The organism is Exiguobacterium sp. R-17 (genome assembly GCF_049913315.1).
In the GTDB taxonomy this organism is placed as follows: Bacteria; Bacillota; Bacilli; order Exiguobacteriales; family Exiguobacteriaceae; genus Exiguobacterium_A.
This window is the reverse complement of record NZ_CP184372.1, coordinates 887,854-904,697: the sequence shown is the minus strand read 5'-3', so window position 1 is coordinate 904,697 and position 16,844 is coordinate 887,854. Positions and strand designations below refer to the sequence as shown.

The 16,844-nt window shown below is 45.6% G+C and carries 21 protein-coding genes and 1 pseudogene; 2 read left to right on the top strand and 20 right to left on the bottom strand.

Annotated features, from left to right (window positions below; all coding sequences use genetic code 11):
* Positions 1 to 33 precede the first annotated feature (33 nt).
* The 13 genes and pseudogenes from gcvPB to ACN9MT_RS04615 form a co-directional block, all read right to left on the bottom strand.
* Positions 34 to 1,503: an aminomethyl-transferring glycine dehydrogenase subunit GcvPB gene (gene gcvPB, locus ACN9MT_RS04675; protein ID WP_035409117.1), complete on the bottom strand. Its 1,470-nt coding sequence runs from the start codon at positions 1,501 to 1,503 to the stop codon at positions 34 to 36.
* Positions 1,496 to 2,842: an aminomethyl-transferring glycine dehydrogenase subunit GcvPA gene (gene gcvPA, locus ACN9MT_RS04670; protein ID WP_426272861.1), complete on the bottom strand. Its 1,347-nt coding sequence runs from the start codon at positions 2,840 to 2,842 to the stop codon at positions 1,496 to 1,498. Before gcvPA ends, gcvPB begins: the two co-directional genes overlap by 8 nt.
* Before the next feature lie 13 nt (positions 2,843 to 2,855).
* On the bottom strand, positions 2,856 to 3,938 hold the full coding sequence (gcvT, locus tag ACN9MT_RS04665) for a glycine cleavage system aminomethyltransferase GcvT (RefSeq protein ID WP_426272860.1): 1,083 nt from the start codon (positions 3,936 to 3,938) through the stop codon (positions 2,856 to 2,858).
* Between the two features lie 184 nt (positions 3,939 to 4,122).
* On the bottom strand, positions 4,123 to 4,437 hold the full coding sequence (locus tag ACN9MT_RS04660) for a hypothetical protein (RefSeq protein WP_056060206.1): 315 nt from the start codon (positions 4,435 to 4,437) through the stop codon (positions 4,123 to 4,125).
* Positions 4,434 to 4,919 (bottom strand): shikimate kinase, encoded by a 486-nt coding sequence (locus ACN9MT_RS04655; RefSeq protein WP_056060203.1) that lies wholly within the window; start codon positions 4,917 to 4,919, stop codon positions 4,434 to 4,436. Before ACN9MT_RS04655 ends, ACN9MT_RS04660 begins: the two co-directional genes overlap by 4 nt.
* Positions 4,912 to 5,184 carry a hypothetical protein gene (locus tag ACN9MT_RS04650; RefSeq protein ID WP_426272859.1) on the bottom strand — a complete coding sequence of 91 codons (273 nt, stop codon included), beginning with the start codon at positions 5,182 to 5,184 and terminating at the stop codon, positions 4,912 to 4,914. Before ACN9MT_RS04650 ends, ACN9MT_RS04655 begins: the two co-directional genes overlap by 8 nt.
* Positions 5,181 to 5,609 carry a hypothetical protein gene (locus ACN9MT_RS04645; protein WP_290773380.1) on the bottom strand — a complete coding sequence of 143 codons (429 nt, stop codon included), beginning with the start codon at positions 5,607 to 5,609 and terminating at the stop codon, positions 5,181 to 5,183. Before ACN9MT_RS04645 ends, ACN9MT_RS04650 begins: the two co-directional genes overlap by 4 nt.
* Positions 5,610 to 5,748: 139 nt before the next feature.
* Positions 5,749 to 5,826, bottom strand: a pseudogene (locus ACN9MT_RS04640) (prepilin-type N-terminal cleavage/methylation domain-containing protein); the annotation flags it as partial.
* Between the two features lie 5 nt (positions 5,827 to 5,831).
* Entirely contained in the window at positions 5,832 to 6,293 is a 462-nt protein-coding gene (locus tag ACN9MT_RS04635) for a prepilin-type N-terminal cleavage/methylation domain-containing protein (protein ID WP_035409128.1), read from the bottom strand.
* Positions 6,262 to 6,573 (bottom strand): competence type IV pilus major pilin ComGC, encoded by a 312-nt coding sequence (locus ACN9MT_RS04630; RefSeq protein WP_023467559.1) that lies wholly within the window; start codon positions 6,571 to 6,573, stop codon positions 6,262 to 6,264. Before ACN9MT_RS04630 ends, ACN9MT_RS04635 begins: the two co-directional genes overlap by 32 nt.
* 17 nt (positions 6,574 to 6,590) lie before the next feature.
* Positions 6,591 to 7,532, bottom strand: a complete 942-nt coding sequence (locus tag ACN9MT_RS04625) for a type II secretion system F family protein (RefSeq protein WP_426272858.1) — start codon at positions 7,530 to 7,532, stop codon at positions 6,591 to 6,593.
* Between the two features lie 14 nt (positions 7,533 to 7,546).
* Positions 7,547 to 8,389: an ATPase, T2SS/T4P/T4SS family gene (locus ACN9MT_RS04620; RefSeq protein WP_056060197.1), complete on the bottom strand. Its 843-nt coding sequence runs from the start codon at positions 8,387 to 8,389 to the stop codon at positions 7,547 to 7,549.
* Positions 8,390 to 8,451: 62 nt separating this feature from the next.
* Complete coding sequence (locus tag ACN9MT_RS04615) at positions 8,452 to 8,838, bottom strand: Spx/MgsR family RNA polymerase-binding regulatory protein (protein WP_035409130.1); 387 nt, start codon at positions 8,836 to 8,838, stop codon at positions 8,452 to 8,454.
* Positions 8,839 to 9,062: 224 nt separating this feature from the next.
* Between ACN9MT_RS04615 and ACN9MT_RS04610 the strand changes: the two genes are divergently transcribed.
* Positions 9,063 to 9,326: a DUF2626 family protein gene (locus tag ACN9MT_RS04610; RefSeq protein ID WP_023467555.1), complete on the top strand. Its 264-nt coding sequence runs from the start codon at positions 9,063 to 9,065 to the stop codon at positions 9,324 to 9,326.
* A gap of 42 nt (positions 9,327 to 9,368) precedes the next feature.
* On the opposite strand, the gene ACN9MT_RS04605 is transcribed toward ACN9MT_RS04610, so the two are convergent.
* Positions 9,369 to 9,986, bottom strand: coding sequence for an MBL fold metallo-hydrolase (locus tag ACN9MT_RS04605; RefSeq protein WP_035409132.1), 618 nt, complete (start codon positions 9,984 to 9,986; stop codon positions 9,369 to 9,371).
* A gap of 168 nt (positions 9,987 to 10,154) precedes the next feature.
* Here ACN9MT_RS04605 and ACN9MT_RS04600 point away from each other — a divergent pair, with 168 nt between their 5' ends.
* Positions 10,155 to 10,334, top strand: coding sequence for a DUF2759 domain-containing protein (locus ACN9MT_RS04600; protein ID WP_035409134.1), 180 nt, complete (start codon positions 10,155 to 10,157; stop codon positions 10,332 to 10,334).
* Between the two features lie 106 nt (positions 10,335 to 10,440).
* Here ACN9MT_RS04600 and ACN9MT_RS04595 read toward each other — a convergent pair whose 3' ends face one another.
* From ACN9MT_RS04595 to ACN9MT_RS04570, 6 genes are all read right to left on the bottom strand, one after another.
* Positions 10,441 to 12,366, bottom strand: a complete 1,926-nt coding sequence (locus tag ACN9MT_RS04595) for an LTA synthase family protein (RefSeq protein ID WP_035409136.1) — start codon at positions 12,364 to 12,366, stop codon at positions 10,441 to 10,443.
* A gap of 216 nt (positions 12,367 to 12,582) precedes the next feature.
* A complete protein-coding gene (locus ACN9MT_RS04590) occupies positions 12,583 to 13,533 on the bottom strand; it encodes an ROK family glucokinase (RefSeq protein ID WP_035409137.1) in 951 nt (316 codons plus the stop codon).
* Between the two features lie 83 nt (positions 13,534 to 13,616).
* Complete coding sequence (locus tag ACN9MT_RS04585; RefSeq protein ID WP_035409139.1) at positions 13,617 to 13,820, bottom strand: YqgQ family protein; 204 nt, start codon at positions 13,818 to 13,820, stop codon at positions 13,617 to 13,619.
* Complete coding sequence (locus tag ACN9MT_RS04580) at positions 13,804 to 14,841, bottom strand: M42 family metallopeptidase (protein ID WP_308101176.1); 1,038 nt, start codon at positions 14,839 to 14,841, stop codon at positions 13,804 to 13,806. The genes ACN9MT_RS04585 and ACN9MT_RS04580 overlap by 17 nt, the downstream gene beginning before the upstream one ends.
* 160 nt (positions 14,842 to 15,001) lie before the next feature.
* On the bottom strand, positions 15,002 to 15,511 hold the full coding sequence (locus ACN9MT_RS04575) for a GNAT family N-acetyltransferase (protein ID WP_035409143.1): 510 nt from the start codon (positions 15,509 to 15,511) through the stop codon (positions 15,002 to 15,004).
* 258 nt (positions 15,512 to 15,769) lie between these two features.
* Positions 15,770 to 16,726 carry an L-lactate dehydrogenase gene (locus ACN9MT_RS04570; protein ID WP_426272857.1) on the bottom strand — a complete coding sequence of 319 codons (957 nt, stop codon included), beginning with the start codon at positions 16,724 to 16,726 and terminating at the stop codon, positions 15,770 to 15,772.
* Between the last annotated feature and the right edge of the window lie 118 nt (positions 16,727 to 16,844).

Below are 16,844 nucleotides of genomic sequence, written 5' to 3'. Positions count from 1 at the left end.
CGGAAGGAGAGATCCTTTTTTTATGGTTCTTGCTTATACATGTACTTCTTGTTTTGGTTCATAGCGTAAGACGGGCTTGCGAGCAGCAAGTGTCTCGTCCATCCGTTTGACGACCGTCGTGTGTGGGGCGTTCAAGACGACATCCGGTGTCTCTTCGACCTCTTTTGCAATCTGGAGCATCGCATCACAGAAGGCGTCGAGTGTTTCTTTCGATTCCGTTTCCGTCGGTTCGATCATGATACACTCCTCGACGTTCAACGGGAAGTAGATCGTTGGTGGATGGTATCCAAAGTCAAGCAGACGTTTAGCGATATCAAGCGTCCGGACACCTAATGCTTTTTGACGTTTACCCGACAAGACGAATTCGTGCTTGCAATAGACGTCGTATGGCGCGTCATACGCACCTTTGAGACGAGCCAACATATAGTTCGCATTCAAGACCGCTTCTTTCGAGACGCGAGCGAGACCTGCCCCACCCATCGTCCGAATATAGCTATAGGCACGAACGTTGATGCCGAAGTTACCGTAGAATGGTTTGACACGACCGATCGCTTCCGGGCGATCGTAGTCGAGGACATAACGCTCTTCTTCTTTGCGGACGATTGGTTTCGGTAAATACGGAATCAAATCTTGTTTGACCCCTACTGGACCCGATCCTGGTCCGCCGCCACCGTGCGGTCCTGTGAACGTCTTATGCAAGTTCAAGTGGACGACATCAAAGCCCATGTCCCCTGGACGAGCAATGCCCATGATCGCATTCGAGTTCGCACCATCATAGTACAGTTTTCCGCCTGCTTCATGAACCGCTTGTGCGATTTCGACGATATCCGACTCAAACAAACCGAGCGTGTTGGGATTCGTCAACATGAGTGCCGCTGTATCGTCACCGACTTTTTTCTTTAAGTCTGCTAGATCAACGAGACCACGTTCATCCGATAAGACCGTCACGGTATCAAATCCAGCGACTGATGCCGATGCCGGGTTCGTTCCGTGTGCCGAGTCCGGTACGAGGACTTTCGTCCGTTTAAAGTCACCACGTGCATGGTGGTAGGCCTTAATCAACATCAAGCCTGTCCACTCACCGTGTGCTCCCGCCGCCGGCTGGAGCGTCACTTCATCCATTCCTGTGATGACCGCGAGTTTTTCTTGCAGATCATACATCAAACCGAGTGCCCCTTGAACACTTTCGACTGGTTGAAGCGGGTGAATGTGTGCAAACCCAGGGAGGCGTGCCATATCTTCATTGATTTTCGGATTGTATTTCATTGTACATGACCCGAGTGGATAGAATCCAGAATCCACACCATGGTTACGGTTCGAGAGTGCCGTGTAGTGACGGACGAGATCCAGTTCAGATACTTCCGGTAGCGCCACGTCTTCCTTCCGTAACATCGAGGTCGGTAACAATTCTTCTACTGCCACCTCATCGACAGTCGGTAACGGTAAGCTATAGGCGATACGACCCGGTTTAGAAATTTCAAAGATCAATGTTTGCTCATTCATGTGTGAGTCCCCCTAACGCTGTCACGAATTGATCCAACTCTTCATTCGTCCGTAATTCCGTTGCACAAACAAGCATTTCATTTTGACGCGCTGCGTCATACGATCCTAACGGCAAACCGCCGATGATCCCGTGATCGAGCAATTGTTGACTCGCACGTGTTGCATCGATCGGTAGCGTAACGACGAATTCATTGAAGCTCGGTCCATCGTCAACGATCGTAAAGCCAGCCTGTTTCAGCTTTTGTTTTAAGGCATGTGCCGTTTGCAAGTTGCGTGTCGCGAGTTCTCGGATTCCCCGTTTTCCGAGTGCACTCATCGCAATCGAAGCAGCGAGTGCATTCAACGCTTGGTTCGAACAGATGTTAGATGTCGCCTTGTCACGGCGAATGTGTTGTTCACGTGCTTGTAACGTCAGAACGAAACCGCGTTTCCCATTCTCATCGACGGTCTGCCCAACGAGACGTCCCGGAATCTTACGCATCAACGCTTTTGTCGTCGTGAAATAACCACACGTCGGTCCACCAAAACTTTGTGGAATTCCGAACGGTTGGCAGTCTCCGATCGTTATGTCAGCGCCAAGTTTACCTGGTGCTTCTAAGATACCGAGTGCCAGTGGATTCGCAGAGACGATGAACAGCGCACCACGAGAATGAGTCGCATCGGCCAATGCTTGTAGTTCTTCGACACGACCGTAGAAGTTCGGATACTGCACGATGACACAGGCAACGTCTTCGATTGCATCGAGTTGATCGATCCGTGTGACACCTTGCTCAAGCGCCAACGTCTCGACGTTTAGTCCTGGACCGTTCGCATACGTCCGAACGACATCGTGCGCTTCCGGGTGAACGCCGTCTGAAAGAACGATCGTCTTTTTCTTCGTATGGGCGCACGCAAGCATGGCCGCTTCCGCTAACGCCGTGATCCCGTCATACATCGACGAGTTCGCGACGTCCATCCCTGTCAATTCACAAATCATCGATTGGAATTCAAAAATCGCTTGCAGCTCACCTTGCGAAATCTCTGGCTGATATGGTGTATAGGCAGTGTAAAACTCTGAGCGCAGTAACATATGGTTGACGACAGCAGGTGCATAATGATCATAGATGCCTGCGCCAAGGAACGATGGATATTGTTTCGTATTCATGTTTTGGTCGGCAAGCTTCGATAGCGTCCGAATCAAATCTGTTTCCGGAAGTGGCACACCGACTTCTTCCAATGTACCGTTATCACGGACGGATGCCGGGATATCAGCAAGTAAATCTTCGATCGATGTTGCACCGATCGTCTGTAACATCGCCTGCTCATCTTCTGCTGTCATTGGTAAATAACGAAAATCCATAGAAATATCCCCCTTATTTCGTGCGACGATAAAACGGTGTCGCTGTTCGTTTCGCTGCTAGACGTTTTCCGCGTACTTCTACTTCAAATTGTTCTTGTTCCGCTACTTCTGCAGGAACGAGTGCCCAAGCAATCGCTTTTCCGACTGTCGGCGGCAACGTACCTGTCGTCACCACACCAACGACTTCCCCGTCATGCCAAACCGGTGCATCTTGACGCGCAATCCCTTTATCGAGTAATTCAAGACCGATCAAGCGCCGCGGTGCTCCTTGTTCTTTCTGTTGTAACAAGACTTCCGAACCGACGAACGGTTTGACTTGTGGTTTGACCGCAAAGCCCATTCCCGCTTCGATGGGTGAAATCGTTGCTGATAATTCATGTCCGTAAAGTGGCAGACATGCCTCAAAACGTAATGTGTCACGTGCCCCGAGCCCGCATGGTACGACACCTTGCTCAAGCAATGCTTGCCAGACAGCAGATGCGTCACTAGCTGCCATGTAAAGCTCGAATCCATCTTCCCCTGTGTACCCACTGCGTGAGACGATCATTTCCACTCCCGCAACCGTCCCCCGTTGGAACTTGAAAAATCCGATCTCTGATAAGACAAGTGGTGTCATGCCGGAAAGGATGGCTTCCGCACGTGGTCCTTGGACAGCAATTTGACCATATTGTTCCGATTGATTCTCAAGCGTGACGTCCCCTGTTAGATAGTGACGTAAATGTTGTTCGTCTTTTTCAATGTTCGAAGCATTGACAACGAGAAGATAATCCGTTTCTGCTAAACGATAGACGAGTAAATCATCCACTGTTCCACCGTCTTCTTGGCATAAGACGTTATATTGCGCTTGCCCCACCGCAATCTTTGAAATATCATTTGATAACGTGGCTTGTAAAAATGTCAGAGCATCCGGTCCGCTGACGAACAGTTCACCCATGTGCGAGACATCGAACATACCGACATTCTCTCTTACTGCAACGTGTTCTTCTTTAATCGAGGAAAACAAAACTGGCATTTCAAATCCCGCAAAATCCACCATCTTACCGGTTTTCGAAACCGTTTCGAATAATGGTGTTCTTTTCAATGTCGTCTGACTCATACAAATCCCCCTATTAACGAACGTTTTCACTCTCTCTTCTCATTAATGTTCCATTTTCAAATTTATCTTACCAATTTAAATCATAATTATCTAGTATTATTCGGAAAAAGGAACACATGAAAAAGAGAGAAAGGACCCTGTCCCTTCTCTCCTATTGTTTCATATTCTTCCCATGAAAGCCATTTCAAAATTGATTGATTCCGGCAGTTCGCTTGATTTCTTCTTGAAGTCGTCGCCCTTCCGTCACTAATTGGCTTGTTCCCTGCTTCACACGATTTCCTTCTTCGGTGATCCGGTTGATGTTCCCTTTGATTTGATCGATTCGGTGCGTTGTATGATCGATGTTCGTCTGCAAGGTTTTCTGACGAATCGTAAAGCGCTCCATCAATTGCTTCAATTGTTGAATATCCTGAGATAGCTTCTTTTTGTAAAGAATGAATCCGAACAACACAAGTCCTACGATGGACAATAAAATAATACCTAACGTAATCCAAATCATGACTTTTCCTCCAATACAGTTTCAATCGCATGAACCAACCCTTCGATTGATGTCGTTCCTTCAATGCGAACAGTGGCAACTCCAGCATACAAAGAATAGCGACGATCGAATAAATGCTTCACCTGTTCCCGTTCTGTCACGAGTGGACGATTCGAGTCAGAAGCAATCCGTTTCCAGATGACATCAAAAGGCGTATCAATCCAAATGACTGTCCCTGCCTTTTTCATGAACAGTCGGTTCTCTTCTCGTTCGACGATTCCACCACCCGTGACGACTACTTCCGCGTTGCTGTTCCTTAACAATTCGCTCTCGTGTGTACGAAACCCTGCTTCGCCATGCTCAGCAAAAAAAGAAGGAATCGTTTGTCCATGTTTCTGTTCGAAGTGTTCATCCAATTCGTCGACCGTGTAGCGTCCACGTAATCGATGTCCGACGGCTGATTTACCAGTTCCCATAAAGCCAATCAAATAAACCTTACTCATGTGTAACGACCGCCTCGATTCTTTGACCATTATCTAATCTCGCTTCCATTTTAAAGCCTTTATCGGTCACTGTACAGCTGACTTGCCCGATTGGATAGCGTAGGGTCTCATCCTTCGTACAATCTGCTTTTGCCGCGCGGATGAGAGATTCGAGTTGTAGTGCTTCTTGTTCCAACTGATGATGGCGCATTTCTTCGTCAATTTGCTGACAAGCGATTAAGAGCACGACTCCCATGCCTAGAAGCAACATTAAGGTCTGAATCAAGATGAATCCGTCTTGACGCATCGGAAGGAACGTTTGCTGTCGTTCAACTGAATTGAGAGGATCTCGGCAGTGCTTGTCACTGTGTATTGTTTGACATCGCGAGCGTATGTCAGTTCACCTCCTTGTTCTTTCTTGAGGCGTAGTTGATCCTGCACACGGACGAGACGCCATTTCTCAGCCATCTCTCCCGGATTAACGTCCATTCCGCGAATCTCATCTCCAACGCGTTCACACATCGTACTCCGCCACATAAGCCGTTCTACGGTATGAAAGAACAGTTCCTCATTCATTCGATTGACTTCTGGTGGGCGAACGAGTGGTGTCAGCGTCAAAATCGCCAACAGGAGCAACGGACTGATCCACAGGACGAACGATAGTTCGAGGAGGGTCATTCCGGATTCTGCTCGCAAGACATGTCGTTTCATTGCACCACGCTCCTTGCTTCAGAACATAGGACACTGTTCGGTTTTCAACTTGATCCGTCGCCATCTGCTCAAGCTGTTTCGTCTCTTGTTCCCATTTGATTTGTTTCGTTCGTAAATCGAGATAAGGATCGATCGCTAGCATCATGAAGACACCCATCGCAACGATAGAGAGAATCACTTCGAGCAAAGAGAAACCCGCTTGTCGTTTGTCCTGCATACTTCTCACCTCACTTTACGGATTGCCATTTGATAGTTCCCAAGTAAGAATTTAATTTCATACTCGGCTGTTGCCGAACGGCAAGACCACGTCGCTGCATAAATCGAGTGATAGCTCTTAAAGTAGATGATGCGGTTTGACGGGGGGACGGCACATGTATGCCCATTCTGGAACGTTCGTTGCCATAACAGCCGGTCATCCGCAAGTACAAGGTATCCTGTTCCGTCTCCTCGAAATCGAAACTGCATCAATGCTTGATCTTGTTTCGAGTACTGCATGAGCCGAAGCGTCTGAATATCTTGTTCCATTAGACGAACCTCTTGTTCAAGCGGAATCCAGTCCGGTCGTTTTTCAAATAGTGCCGGCAACAACAAAACAAGTAAACAAGCAATGATTGTCAGTACCGCCGTCATCTCAAATAAGGTAAATCCTTGTTCACTTCGTAAGTTCGCCAGTCTTCGGATCATACGTATACGTCTCCTGATCACAGACGAGGGCATTCGGTTTATCGGCGGTTCCCCGATTGATCGTCTGAAGCGATTCCGGGTATTTTTTCTCTTTCGCATAATAGAGATTGACCTCCGAACGAATGACTCGAATGTTCGCCTCACAACTCACACCTTTCGCCTGATCCTTTCCACTTGTCATCGTTGGAATCAAAACGAGCAGTAACAACGAAATGATTAATAAGACGGCTGCCATCTCCAGTAAAGTGAATCCGTCCTGTCGTTTTAAGAATTGTTTCATCGTATCGTCTCCTCTGTTTAAAATGGAAGCTGCTGTATCGCTAGCTGAATCGGATAATATAAGATGAGAAACAACGTTCCTGTCATGATCGTTAATCCCCCGTACAAAATCGGCTCGATCCATAACAACTTTTTCTCTAACTCCTCTTCCATCGACTCATGCAAGAGCGTCGCTTGTTCAAGCAACAACGGACCAAGATCTCCACTTTCTCGCGCTAAATGGACGATTCCAATCGTCTCGGCTTCGATGATCTCATCTTCGCCAAGCGCTTCTGCAAGTGGTTCCCCCGACTGTTGTTTAGCATGCAAACGAGCGTACAAATGACCTTTTTTATTCGCTTGTCCTTGCTCTAGATGACGAAAGGTCTCTTCGAGCGAAAAGCCAGCATCGATAAACGATCCTACTTCGATCGTGAATAAATAGCTGTAGTAGAGACGAATCAAACGCTGTAACGGTTTCAGTCGTAAAATACGGTTTAATGGAAAGAAGCGAAAGAAGAGGTAACCGGAGGTTAACAAAATAACGGGAATACTTGCGAGCATATATTTCGCAGAGGGGTGAAGAAGAAGATGAAGAAATGAGGGGAGAGTTTTCGGGTCCGACATCTCGAGGAGAGATGGAAATACGTAGAGGGCGTAAAAGAAGAACAGCAGGAATAGACTGGTCGCTAGAACAAGCGGATATCGGATCATCTTCCAAAACTTCGATCGCATTTCTGTTTCGAGGTCGAGCAGTTTCACGATTTGGCGAAGAACAAGCAACGGTCGCTCTGTCCTTTCTCCAACAAAAAGAAGTCGTTTTAAGGTATTCGTTAACGCAAGCGGTTCAAGGGATGCTGCAAGGGAGTCTCCTTTTTCAAGACGTTGCTCCATTTCTCCGACCACTTCCGAGAACGGATGACGCTCGAATCGTTTTAAAATGAGTAGCGTCTCTTTCGCGGAAATACCTTTTGATAACAAGCGATGATATCGTTTTAAGAACCGACTTTGATCGCGGCTTGTAAGTTTCTGACGGTACAGCGGACATCCTCTCCTTTTCGCTCGAGATGAATGATGCGTTGACAGACAGCTAGCTCTGACTCTTCGATACCTAAACTGCGCAATCGTAATCGCGCTTCATCAATACTTCCAGCGTGTAGCGTAAACAACACGACGTGACCACTAAGAGCGGCATTCATCGTCAAACGTGCTGCCTCCCTTGTCCGCACCTCACCAAAAGCAATCCAATCTGGATCCGCTCGCAGTATTTCCTCAAAACATCGCGTAGCAGTGAAGCCTGCTTTTTCATTTAGTTCCAGTTGTAAGACGTTTGGTACCGTACATTCCACCGGATCTTCAATCGAGATGATTCGTTTTTCTTCCATTGCACTCATCAAGGAATATAACATCGTCGTCTTTCCTGCACCTGTGGATCCGGAAATGACGATACACCCATGTCGTTGTTCAGCTAACCATGCGAAGTCCAATTGATCATGTAACGTTTGTAAAGCCGTTTCTCGAGAGACCGTCGAACGATAAAAACGCCACGACATCGCATCCCCTTGTCGACTCGGTAACAACGAGACACGCATTCCCTTTTTCCCATGTGGATACAAGCCACTTTGCGGAATTCGTTCATTTTGTTCCTTTAAGTTCGCCTCATAGCGAATATGGCTGACAAGCGTCCGGTAACGTGTCAGTTCTACGTCATCTTGTTCACACAGCCCATCGCTCGTTCGACAAACGATTCGGACACGAGTCTCGTTCGGAACGAAATGAACATCTGTTGCACCGAGTGCTTCGAATCGTTCCATGAGTTGTGTCGTCCATTCCTTCATTTCTACTCACCTCCCTACAGCAAACAATACACAAAAAAAAGAAGCCGACCAAACCGGCTTCTTTATGATACGTGTGCAATTGTCCGATGTTTACGCTTCGCTAATGTCTCAAGACCCGGTTTATCATACCCGATAACGAGTTGTTTTCCATCAGTGATGATTGGACGGCGTAACAACTTCGGATTGTCACTCATGAGGCGTAATAACTCACTGAGTTTCATGTCTTCAATATCAATGCCGAGATCTTTGAAGGCTTGACTGCGTGTTGCGAGCAAACTTTCAATCCCGTCTGTCGATAATTTTAACAGTTCCATGAGTTCATCAACTGTTGGAGCATTTCTGAACAGATGACGTTCCTCTACATCAACATGTTCCTCTTTTAACCATGATTTCGTTTTACGACATGATGTACAACTTGGATATGTGAAAAAGACTAACTCATTCGCCATTTTTGCTCCTCCTCTCAAAGTGTGGGGTTTCATTACAGTTACTATAGCACGACATTTTGACTTTGTATACCTTTTGTACAACTATTGTACAACTTTTTTTGAAACTTCATCTTTTGTTCACAGTTATTCCTTAACAATCACTAGAACAGGATAGACGAATGATTGTTTGCTTGGTAAAATAAGTACGTATATTGACTATCTGTCGGATTTAGGGGGTTATAGGAATGGGGAGAATGTACCGCGTACTCGGTTTCTGGACTGGTATCATCGCAGTCATGGCATTTATCGGCGCATTGGGTGGCGATGCAAGCTCAAGTGAGCATACGGATTCATTTTTAGTCATGGGCTTCGTCTTCTTGGCACAAACTGTCTTTTTTGCAGCGCTTGGTTACTTGCGTTTAACTGAAAAAACGTATGTCTATATCTTTGGAGCTTACTTAACTGTATTTTTCATCGTCTTTACGTACTGGTCGAACTTCCAGATGTAATGAAAAAAACTCGTCATCCTCTTGGATGGCGAGTTTTTTTGCTTATAGAAACGGATTGGTTTTCATCTCTTGTCGGATCGTCGTATTTGGACCGTGACCCGGATAGACTGTCGTGTCTGCTGGTAGTTCCGCAATGAGTCGATCAAGCGAACGCATCAATACGTCTTGATTCCCACCATAAAGATCCGTTCGCCCGACGCCTTGTTGGAATAGGAGATCCCCACCGAATGCGATTCGTTCTCCCTTGAAATAGAACGTCACACTTCCTGGTGAGTGTCCTGGCGTCTCAAGTACATGCATTGAAAAGTTACCGATTGCCAATTGTCCTGGTTGTAACAGGTGATCGGCTGGCTTCATGCGCATCGGCGGCATGCCGAATTTTGCCGAACCATTCCATTCTGGATTACCAAGCCAGCCTGCCTCTTCCGCATGAACGTAGACAGGAGCTTCCGTGAAGCGTCGTAACATATCCACACCACCAATGTGGTCAAAGTGAGCATGGGTCAAAAGGATTCCTTTTAAGGTTGCTCCTCGACTTTCAATTTCATCGAAAAAACGCATATCTTCTGTTCCTGGATCAATGACGAGACACTCCTTGTCCTTAAATAACAAGTAGCCATTCTCAGATGCCATACCGGAAGTGATCATGACGATTTCCATTCTATAAAACCCCTTTTCAATAGACTCTTCCCCTACTATACACGAAATTGTCGAAAGTTCCTGCAACGCCCTCTCGACTTTATCCCGAGAGTCGGATAAACTAAAAAGTGAGATTTAAGTGAAATCTTCGTGAAATTCATAACGTGATTGTTTAAGGGGGAGTACGTCATGCATTTGGATCAACCAATCGGTTGGCTTTTCTTCTTCGTCGCACTCGTCGGTGTTTGGGCCGTCGTTCGTTCACTTAAGAAACGCCAAATGTTTCCACTCGTATTCGCAGCCCTAACTGTCGTCTTATTCGGCTGGTTTGGGATTGCGACATTGATTTACGGCGGTATTCCATCGTAATCAGAGTACACTAAAAAGAGAGGTGCCTCGAGCATCTCTCTTTTTTGTTATTTTATAAAAAGAGTAGACCTACTAGAACGTAGACCTACTCTCAGTATTATCTTACTTATTTTGAAGTTTGAAGGAAACGTAGCAAGTCGCCATAGATGACTTTATCTGAGAGTCCTAATTCTTTCTCAGATTGTTTCGTAGATTGTTTACACATTTCCGCTTGTTCCCCGTCCTTCACTTCTTCTCCTGTCTTACGGTCATAACATGTTTCTTGCGTGTAGACCGTCTTATCTGTTACGACAGAACCGTCACGGAACAACGCATAGTCTTTATGTTGTTTTGAGAAGAGATCGGTACCGAACAAGATCTCATTCTTGAAATCATGACCTAACAGGTGAAGCAATGTTGGTTTAATATCGATTTGACTCGCAACATTTTCGTGTTTGACACCTTTCGTTTGACCCGGTAAATGAATGACGAACGGTACACGTTGCAGTTGCGCAACATCATACGGAGTCAACTCATCTTTGTTCATGAGTTCTGCCATTGCAGCATTATGGTTTGTTGAAATACCGTAATGGTCACCGTATACCATGAAGATCGTATCATCCCACGTACCATCTTTTTTTAGACCTTCGATGAACTTACCGAGTGCCATATCTTGATACGCTAGCGCCTGAACGTAGTGGTTCAGTGTCGTAGAACTCGTTTCAAGCGGTGGTACGAGTTCATCTTCTGGTTTTGGCATCTCAAATGGATAGTGGTTCGTTAACGTAATGAATTTCGAATAAAACGGACGTGGTAAATCTTTTAACATCGGAAGTGACTGTTCAAAGAACTTGTCATCGAGTAAGCCCCACTCCGTCAAATCTGCTGGATCCCCTAAATCATAATCCGTCTCCGAGAAGAAACGATCTACGCCGAAACTGTTGTAGACGATGTCCCGGTTCCAGAATGACTTGTTATTCGCATGGAAAACAGCTGAGTAATAGCCATCTTCTTTCAACATCTCAGGTGTTGCACGGAATTCGTTCTCTCCGTTCGTAAAGAATGCAGATCCACGACCAAGTGGATAGATCGAATTCTCAAGAATGAACTCAGCATCTGACGTTTTCCCTTGTCCTGTGTTGTGATAGAAGTTATCCCATGAATGGGATTCCTTGATCAATTTATTCAAGTTCGGTGTAATTTCTTGACCGTTCGGTGCTTTTAAACCAACGGCAAATGATTGAGCTGACTCAAACGAGATGACGATGACGTTCTTACCTTTATACTTGCCGAACATCGCCGGATTGGCTGCAGCATGCTTCGAATCGATGAAGTTTTGGACTTCTGATAACTCAGAGCTATCCGCAAGTGCTTTTTGCGCAGATGTCTTCGACTGGATGAGTGCGTCATACATATGGAAGTTAAATGTTCCGATGTTCTTAACGAGTAATTCCCGGTCAAAGGCACGTGTCAATAATTCTGGACGTTCTGTCTCAGCAAGCGTCAAGTTTCCAAGGAAGACGACGACTGCTGCGACGAATGCAAGAATTGCGCGCCCACGTGACGCGACGTTTTTGGACATATCCATTTTCCGTAAGAAAAATGGTAAGATGATCAAATCGCCGACGATCAGTAAATCAGCCCAACTTAAAAGCGATGCGAGTGAAGCTGAAACCGTCTCTGCATTCGAAGTTTGGAACAATACTGGCAACGTCAAGTAATCATTAAAGAAGCGGAAAAAAATGATGTCCGCATATAAAATGATGGTTGCGACGAACAGTGTACCGTAGATGAACCATTTTTGGACATTTCCTCGGAAGAAGAAGCTAAATCCAAACATGAAGAGCGCTGAACTAATTGGATTAATTAGTAGAATGAATGCTTGCGCGGAGTTCGTTACGGGAACGTTGAAGAAAAGTGTATACGCTAAATACGTTTTTAACCAAATCAATAAGGTCGCAATCCAAAAAAGCTTATGCTCTTTATAAGTACTGCGAACGCCTTGACCCATCTTTAGGCGCATTCGCGACCAGATGTTTGCGTCTTGCTGCATAAAAACCTGCCTCCTAATTTACATGTGCTTTCTGCTTTCAGTTCACACAACTTACATCATAATGTACATATACCCATATCACGTGAAAATTTTACGCTTAGTTTTACAAAAATGCAACCGGAATCCGGAAGATACTTAACAATCACACAATTACTATACGTTTGTAAACAAAAAAAAGATTCGCCGGAGCGAACCTTTCATTGAAATTGAATATTATCATTTTTTCAAGAACATTTGCTTAGCAAGCCATGCACACCCGATGACTCCAGCATCGTTTCCGAGTTCAGCAATCTTGAACGTCGTTGATCCAAAGACACGGGGTAACGCAAACCGTTCAAATTGCTGACGTAGTGGTGCAAGCAGTGTTTCACCTGCTTTCGAGACACCACCACCGATGACGATGATTTCCGGATTGATACTATTTGCTAGATTTGAAATCGCAAGTCCGAGGTGGAACGTCACTTCCTCTACAACATCCGTTGCGATACGATCGCCTTTCTCATACGCTTCAAATACATCTTTCGCCGTCACTGCTTTAATGTCATTCAGTAGCGATTCTTGTCCTTTACGTTTCTCAAGACCAAGACGGGCGATACCCGTTGCTGAAGCAATCGTCTCAAGGCATCCTTTACGTCCACATCCACACATGACGCCACCTTCAGGCAACATGGTGATATGACCGATTTCTCCTGCCATTCCGACCGTACCGTGAACGATTTGTCCGTTCGTGATCAGACCACCACCGACACCCGTACCAAGTGTGACCGCGAGTAATTCTGTTGCGCCACTACCGGCACCTTTCCACATCTCACCGATCGCTGCTGCGTTCGCATCATTTTCAAGTACTGCCGGTAAACCTGTCAACCGTTCGAATTCACCAACGAGTTCAAAATTATGCCACCCGATGTTGACTGCCTTTTCAACGACACCCGTATTAAAGTCGATGAATCCTGGCGCACCAATACCTGCTCCGACAAAATCCTCTGGTCGTTTGTTGCTTTCTTGACACTTCTCAAAAAATGATTTTGCAATATCTCCCGGAATTTGTGCACCATCATTCAGGATCACCGTCTCAATTTCCCATTTTTCTACGATGATGCCCTGCAAATCCAAAATTGCCATCTTCACTGTCGTTCCACCGATATCAATGCCGAGTAACCATTTCATTGCTCTGTCTCCCCTATGCTCATATAATGTCTACTTGTTCATTTTAACGGACACACTCGCATTGCGCAAAGGGTTGCGCAACCTTAAACATTATCGGATTGTGAACGTTTTAATTCATGTCGTAAGATGAGTTTTGCTGAATCGTACTGACGTTGCTCTAAAACGCCTGCTTCTTGCAATTCATCGAGTTCAAGCATCATCATCGCAATATCGGATGCTCGGTCTCCTAGATAGATGAATGTTCCGTACGTCTTAAGTAACTGTTGTACATCATACAGTGTCTTCATCGACCATCGGCTCCTTTACATACGCATGTAGCAAATCATAGGTCGCTTGTAATGACGTCTCATGTGTTCGCTCGTAAGAATGGCTCGATTCAATCCCCGGACCAAATAGTCCGTGTCGAACATCATGTCCCGCACGCACTGCTGCCGAAGCGTCCGAGCTATAGAACGGATAGATATCAACTTTATATGGGATACTATTGCGTTGTGCTAGACGTGTTAGCTGATGACGTAACGCTAGGTCATACGGACCGGAACCATCTTTTGCACAGATCGAGACCGTGAATTCGTCAGAGTGCTGACCATCTCCTAACGCACCCATGTCGACCGCGATATATTCTGCGACTTCTTCCGTGAATCCAGCATTTCCACCGAACCCAACCTCTTCGTAATTTGAAATCAGGATCTGGACCGTGTGTGGCAGGTCGATGGTTTTCCATTCTTTAATCAATTCGAGCAACAAAGCAACCGATGCTTTATCATCGAGATGGCGCGATTTCACAAACCCAGTTTCCGTATAGAGGAAACGCGGATCAAACGTCACGACGTCTCCTACTTCAATCCCCGCGACGCGCGTCTCTTCTGCTGTCGTCGAACGAATATCAAGTCGGACTTCGATATTATCAGCGGACCGTTCCGTTTTGTTCGTCTCGCGTGACGTATGGACACTCGAATGATGGAAAACAATCGTACCGGAAATTGTTTGACCGTCCATCTTATGCACGAGGCAGTTTTCTCCTTCGATCGCTGTCCAAGCATAGCCCCCTAATTGTGATAAACTGAGTCGTCCCGTTGGTAAAATCTCTTTTACCATTGCCCCTAATGTATCGACGTGTGCCGTCAGTAACCGCGTGCGAGTTGAAGCACCAGGCAAAGTCGCTAAGATGGCTCCTTTCTCGAGTTTTCGATACGTGATGCCTTCTGCCATCAATCGCTTTTCTACGTATGTAATCGCTTCTTTCGTCGAACCTGTCGGACTTGGAATCGAGACCAGCTCTTCAATCGTACGTATGACTTCTTTCATGTTCATTCGCTCCCTTTCAATCGGACTACAACGTGCTATCCGCTTTGTTTTCATGATAACAAATATTCATTCTCTGTCGGTACTGATATCCTACATGCATTACGCGAAAAAGCTGTAGCACTTTTTTGCTACAGCTTTTTGTCCACACCATATAATGAACTTAGACGTATTTTTTCATCCAAATATCATCGCGGTATGTGCCATCTTCTAATTTTACAGAGTCTGGATCTTCGGCATATACTTCAAAGCCGAGCGATTCGTAAAGACTTTGCGCTGCTTCATTTCCTGATAATACGGCAAGAATGACTTGCTCAACGTCTGGTAACTTCTTCGCCTCGTCGATCAAGGCTTCCATTAGAGCACGACCGGTCCCTCCACGATATGCAGGCGAAACATATACTCCGGAAATCATCGCTTTGTGCGATTCACGTGACAGTTCATATGGCTTGACCTGACCAAACCCAAACAATACATCGCCGTCGAACATACCGAGCCAAATCTCATCGGAGTCGGGTTCTCCTTCTAGACCTTCTCGTACTTCGCGGAGCGGGGTTTGCTGTTCATCGTCAAACGAATGACCGAACGCATCTGGATGATTCTTTAATCCCTCAAGGCGTAGATTCCAGTATTGTTCTGCATCCTCTTTAGTTAATTTTCGAAAAGTATACATGACTGTCGATTCTCTCCTTTTTTGGGTTTCATGACGTACAATCAAATGGCGTAAAAACGCTTCTATCTCTTACTTAACCCTTTTCTAGTAAAATAAAACCTAGATTTTTTTCTCTTTTAATTTCATTTAAATACGGTAGTGATGTTTACCTCTTCTTTTTTTTCATAACAAAAACTCAAAGGTGGACACTAAGATACAGGATCACCATTTGAGTTTTTAAACTCTCTATTTATGAGGTTTTCGTTATGCTTCGCGCCGTTAACCTTGCAAGACAGGTTCGAGCGTCTGACGCAATACATCAGCAGAATGATGAAACTTCTTCATTTCTTCTTCTGTCAACGCGACTTCAATGATTTCCCGCACACCTTGACGATTGATGATTGCCGGTACTCCGATGTGAATGCCGGAAATCCCGTACTGCCCATCTACATGCGCTCCGACCGTCAACAAACAGTTCTCGTTCCCAAGGATGGCACGCACGATTCGAACAAGTCCAAGTCCAATCGCATAATAAGTTGCTCCTTTACGTTCGATAATATGGTAGGCAGCATCCCGAACGTTGATATAGATTTGATCAAGGTCTGCTTGAGAATAACGATCGTCCTCAGCAAGTAGTTCATCAATTGTTTTTCCATAAATACGGCTATTACTCCAGGCAGCGAATTCCGTATCTCCATGTTCTCCAAGAATGTAGGCATGGGCATTGCGAGAATCGATGTGAAAGTATTCTCCAAGCATTTGACGCAGACGTGCTGTATCGAGCACCGTTCCTGATCCAAATACGCGTGATTTTGGAAGACCGGAATATTTCCAAGCCAGATGTGCCATGATATCAACCGGATTGGAAGCCACGACGATGAGACCATCAAAACCAGAATCCATAATCTGACGAATCATTTCTTTCATGATCAATGCATTCTTTGCGACGAGATCGAGTCTCGTCTCTCCTGGTTTTTGAGGAGCTCCCGCCGTGATGACGACGACCTCAGCCTCTCGGCAGTCCATATAATCTCCAGCCCAGATCCGCATCGGTGAAGAACTAAACGGGGTTCCGTGGTTCAAGTCCATCGCTTCACCTTCTGCTTTTGCTTTATTGACGTCAATGATGACAAGTTCCTCACAAAGTCCGGCTGTTGACATCTGATAAGCAAAGCTTGAACCGACCGCACCTGCTCCGATTAACGCCACCCGTGTTACTTTCGCATGTAATTCCATCTCGTTATGTCCACCCTTTCATTCGTTCTAAGAGTTTGTTAACTATCTCACAAATAAATTGTAACATCTTTCACATTCTTTGTAATATGTGAAACTAATCACATTTGTCTATTTTGTG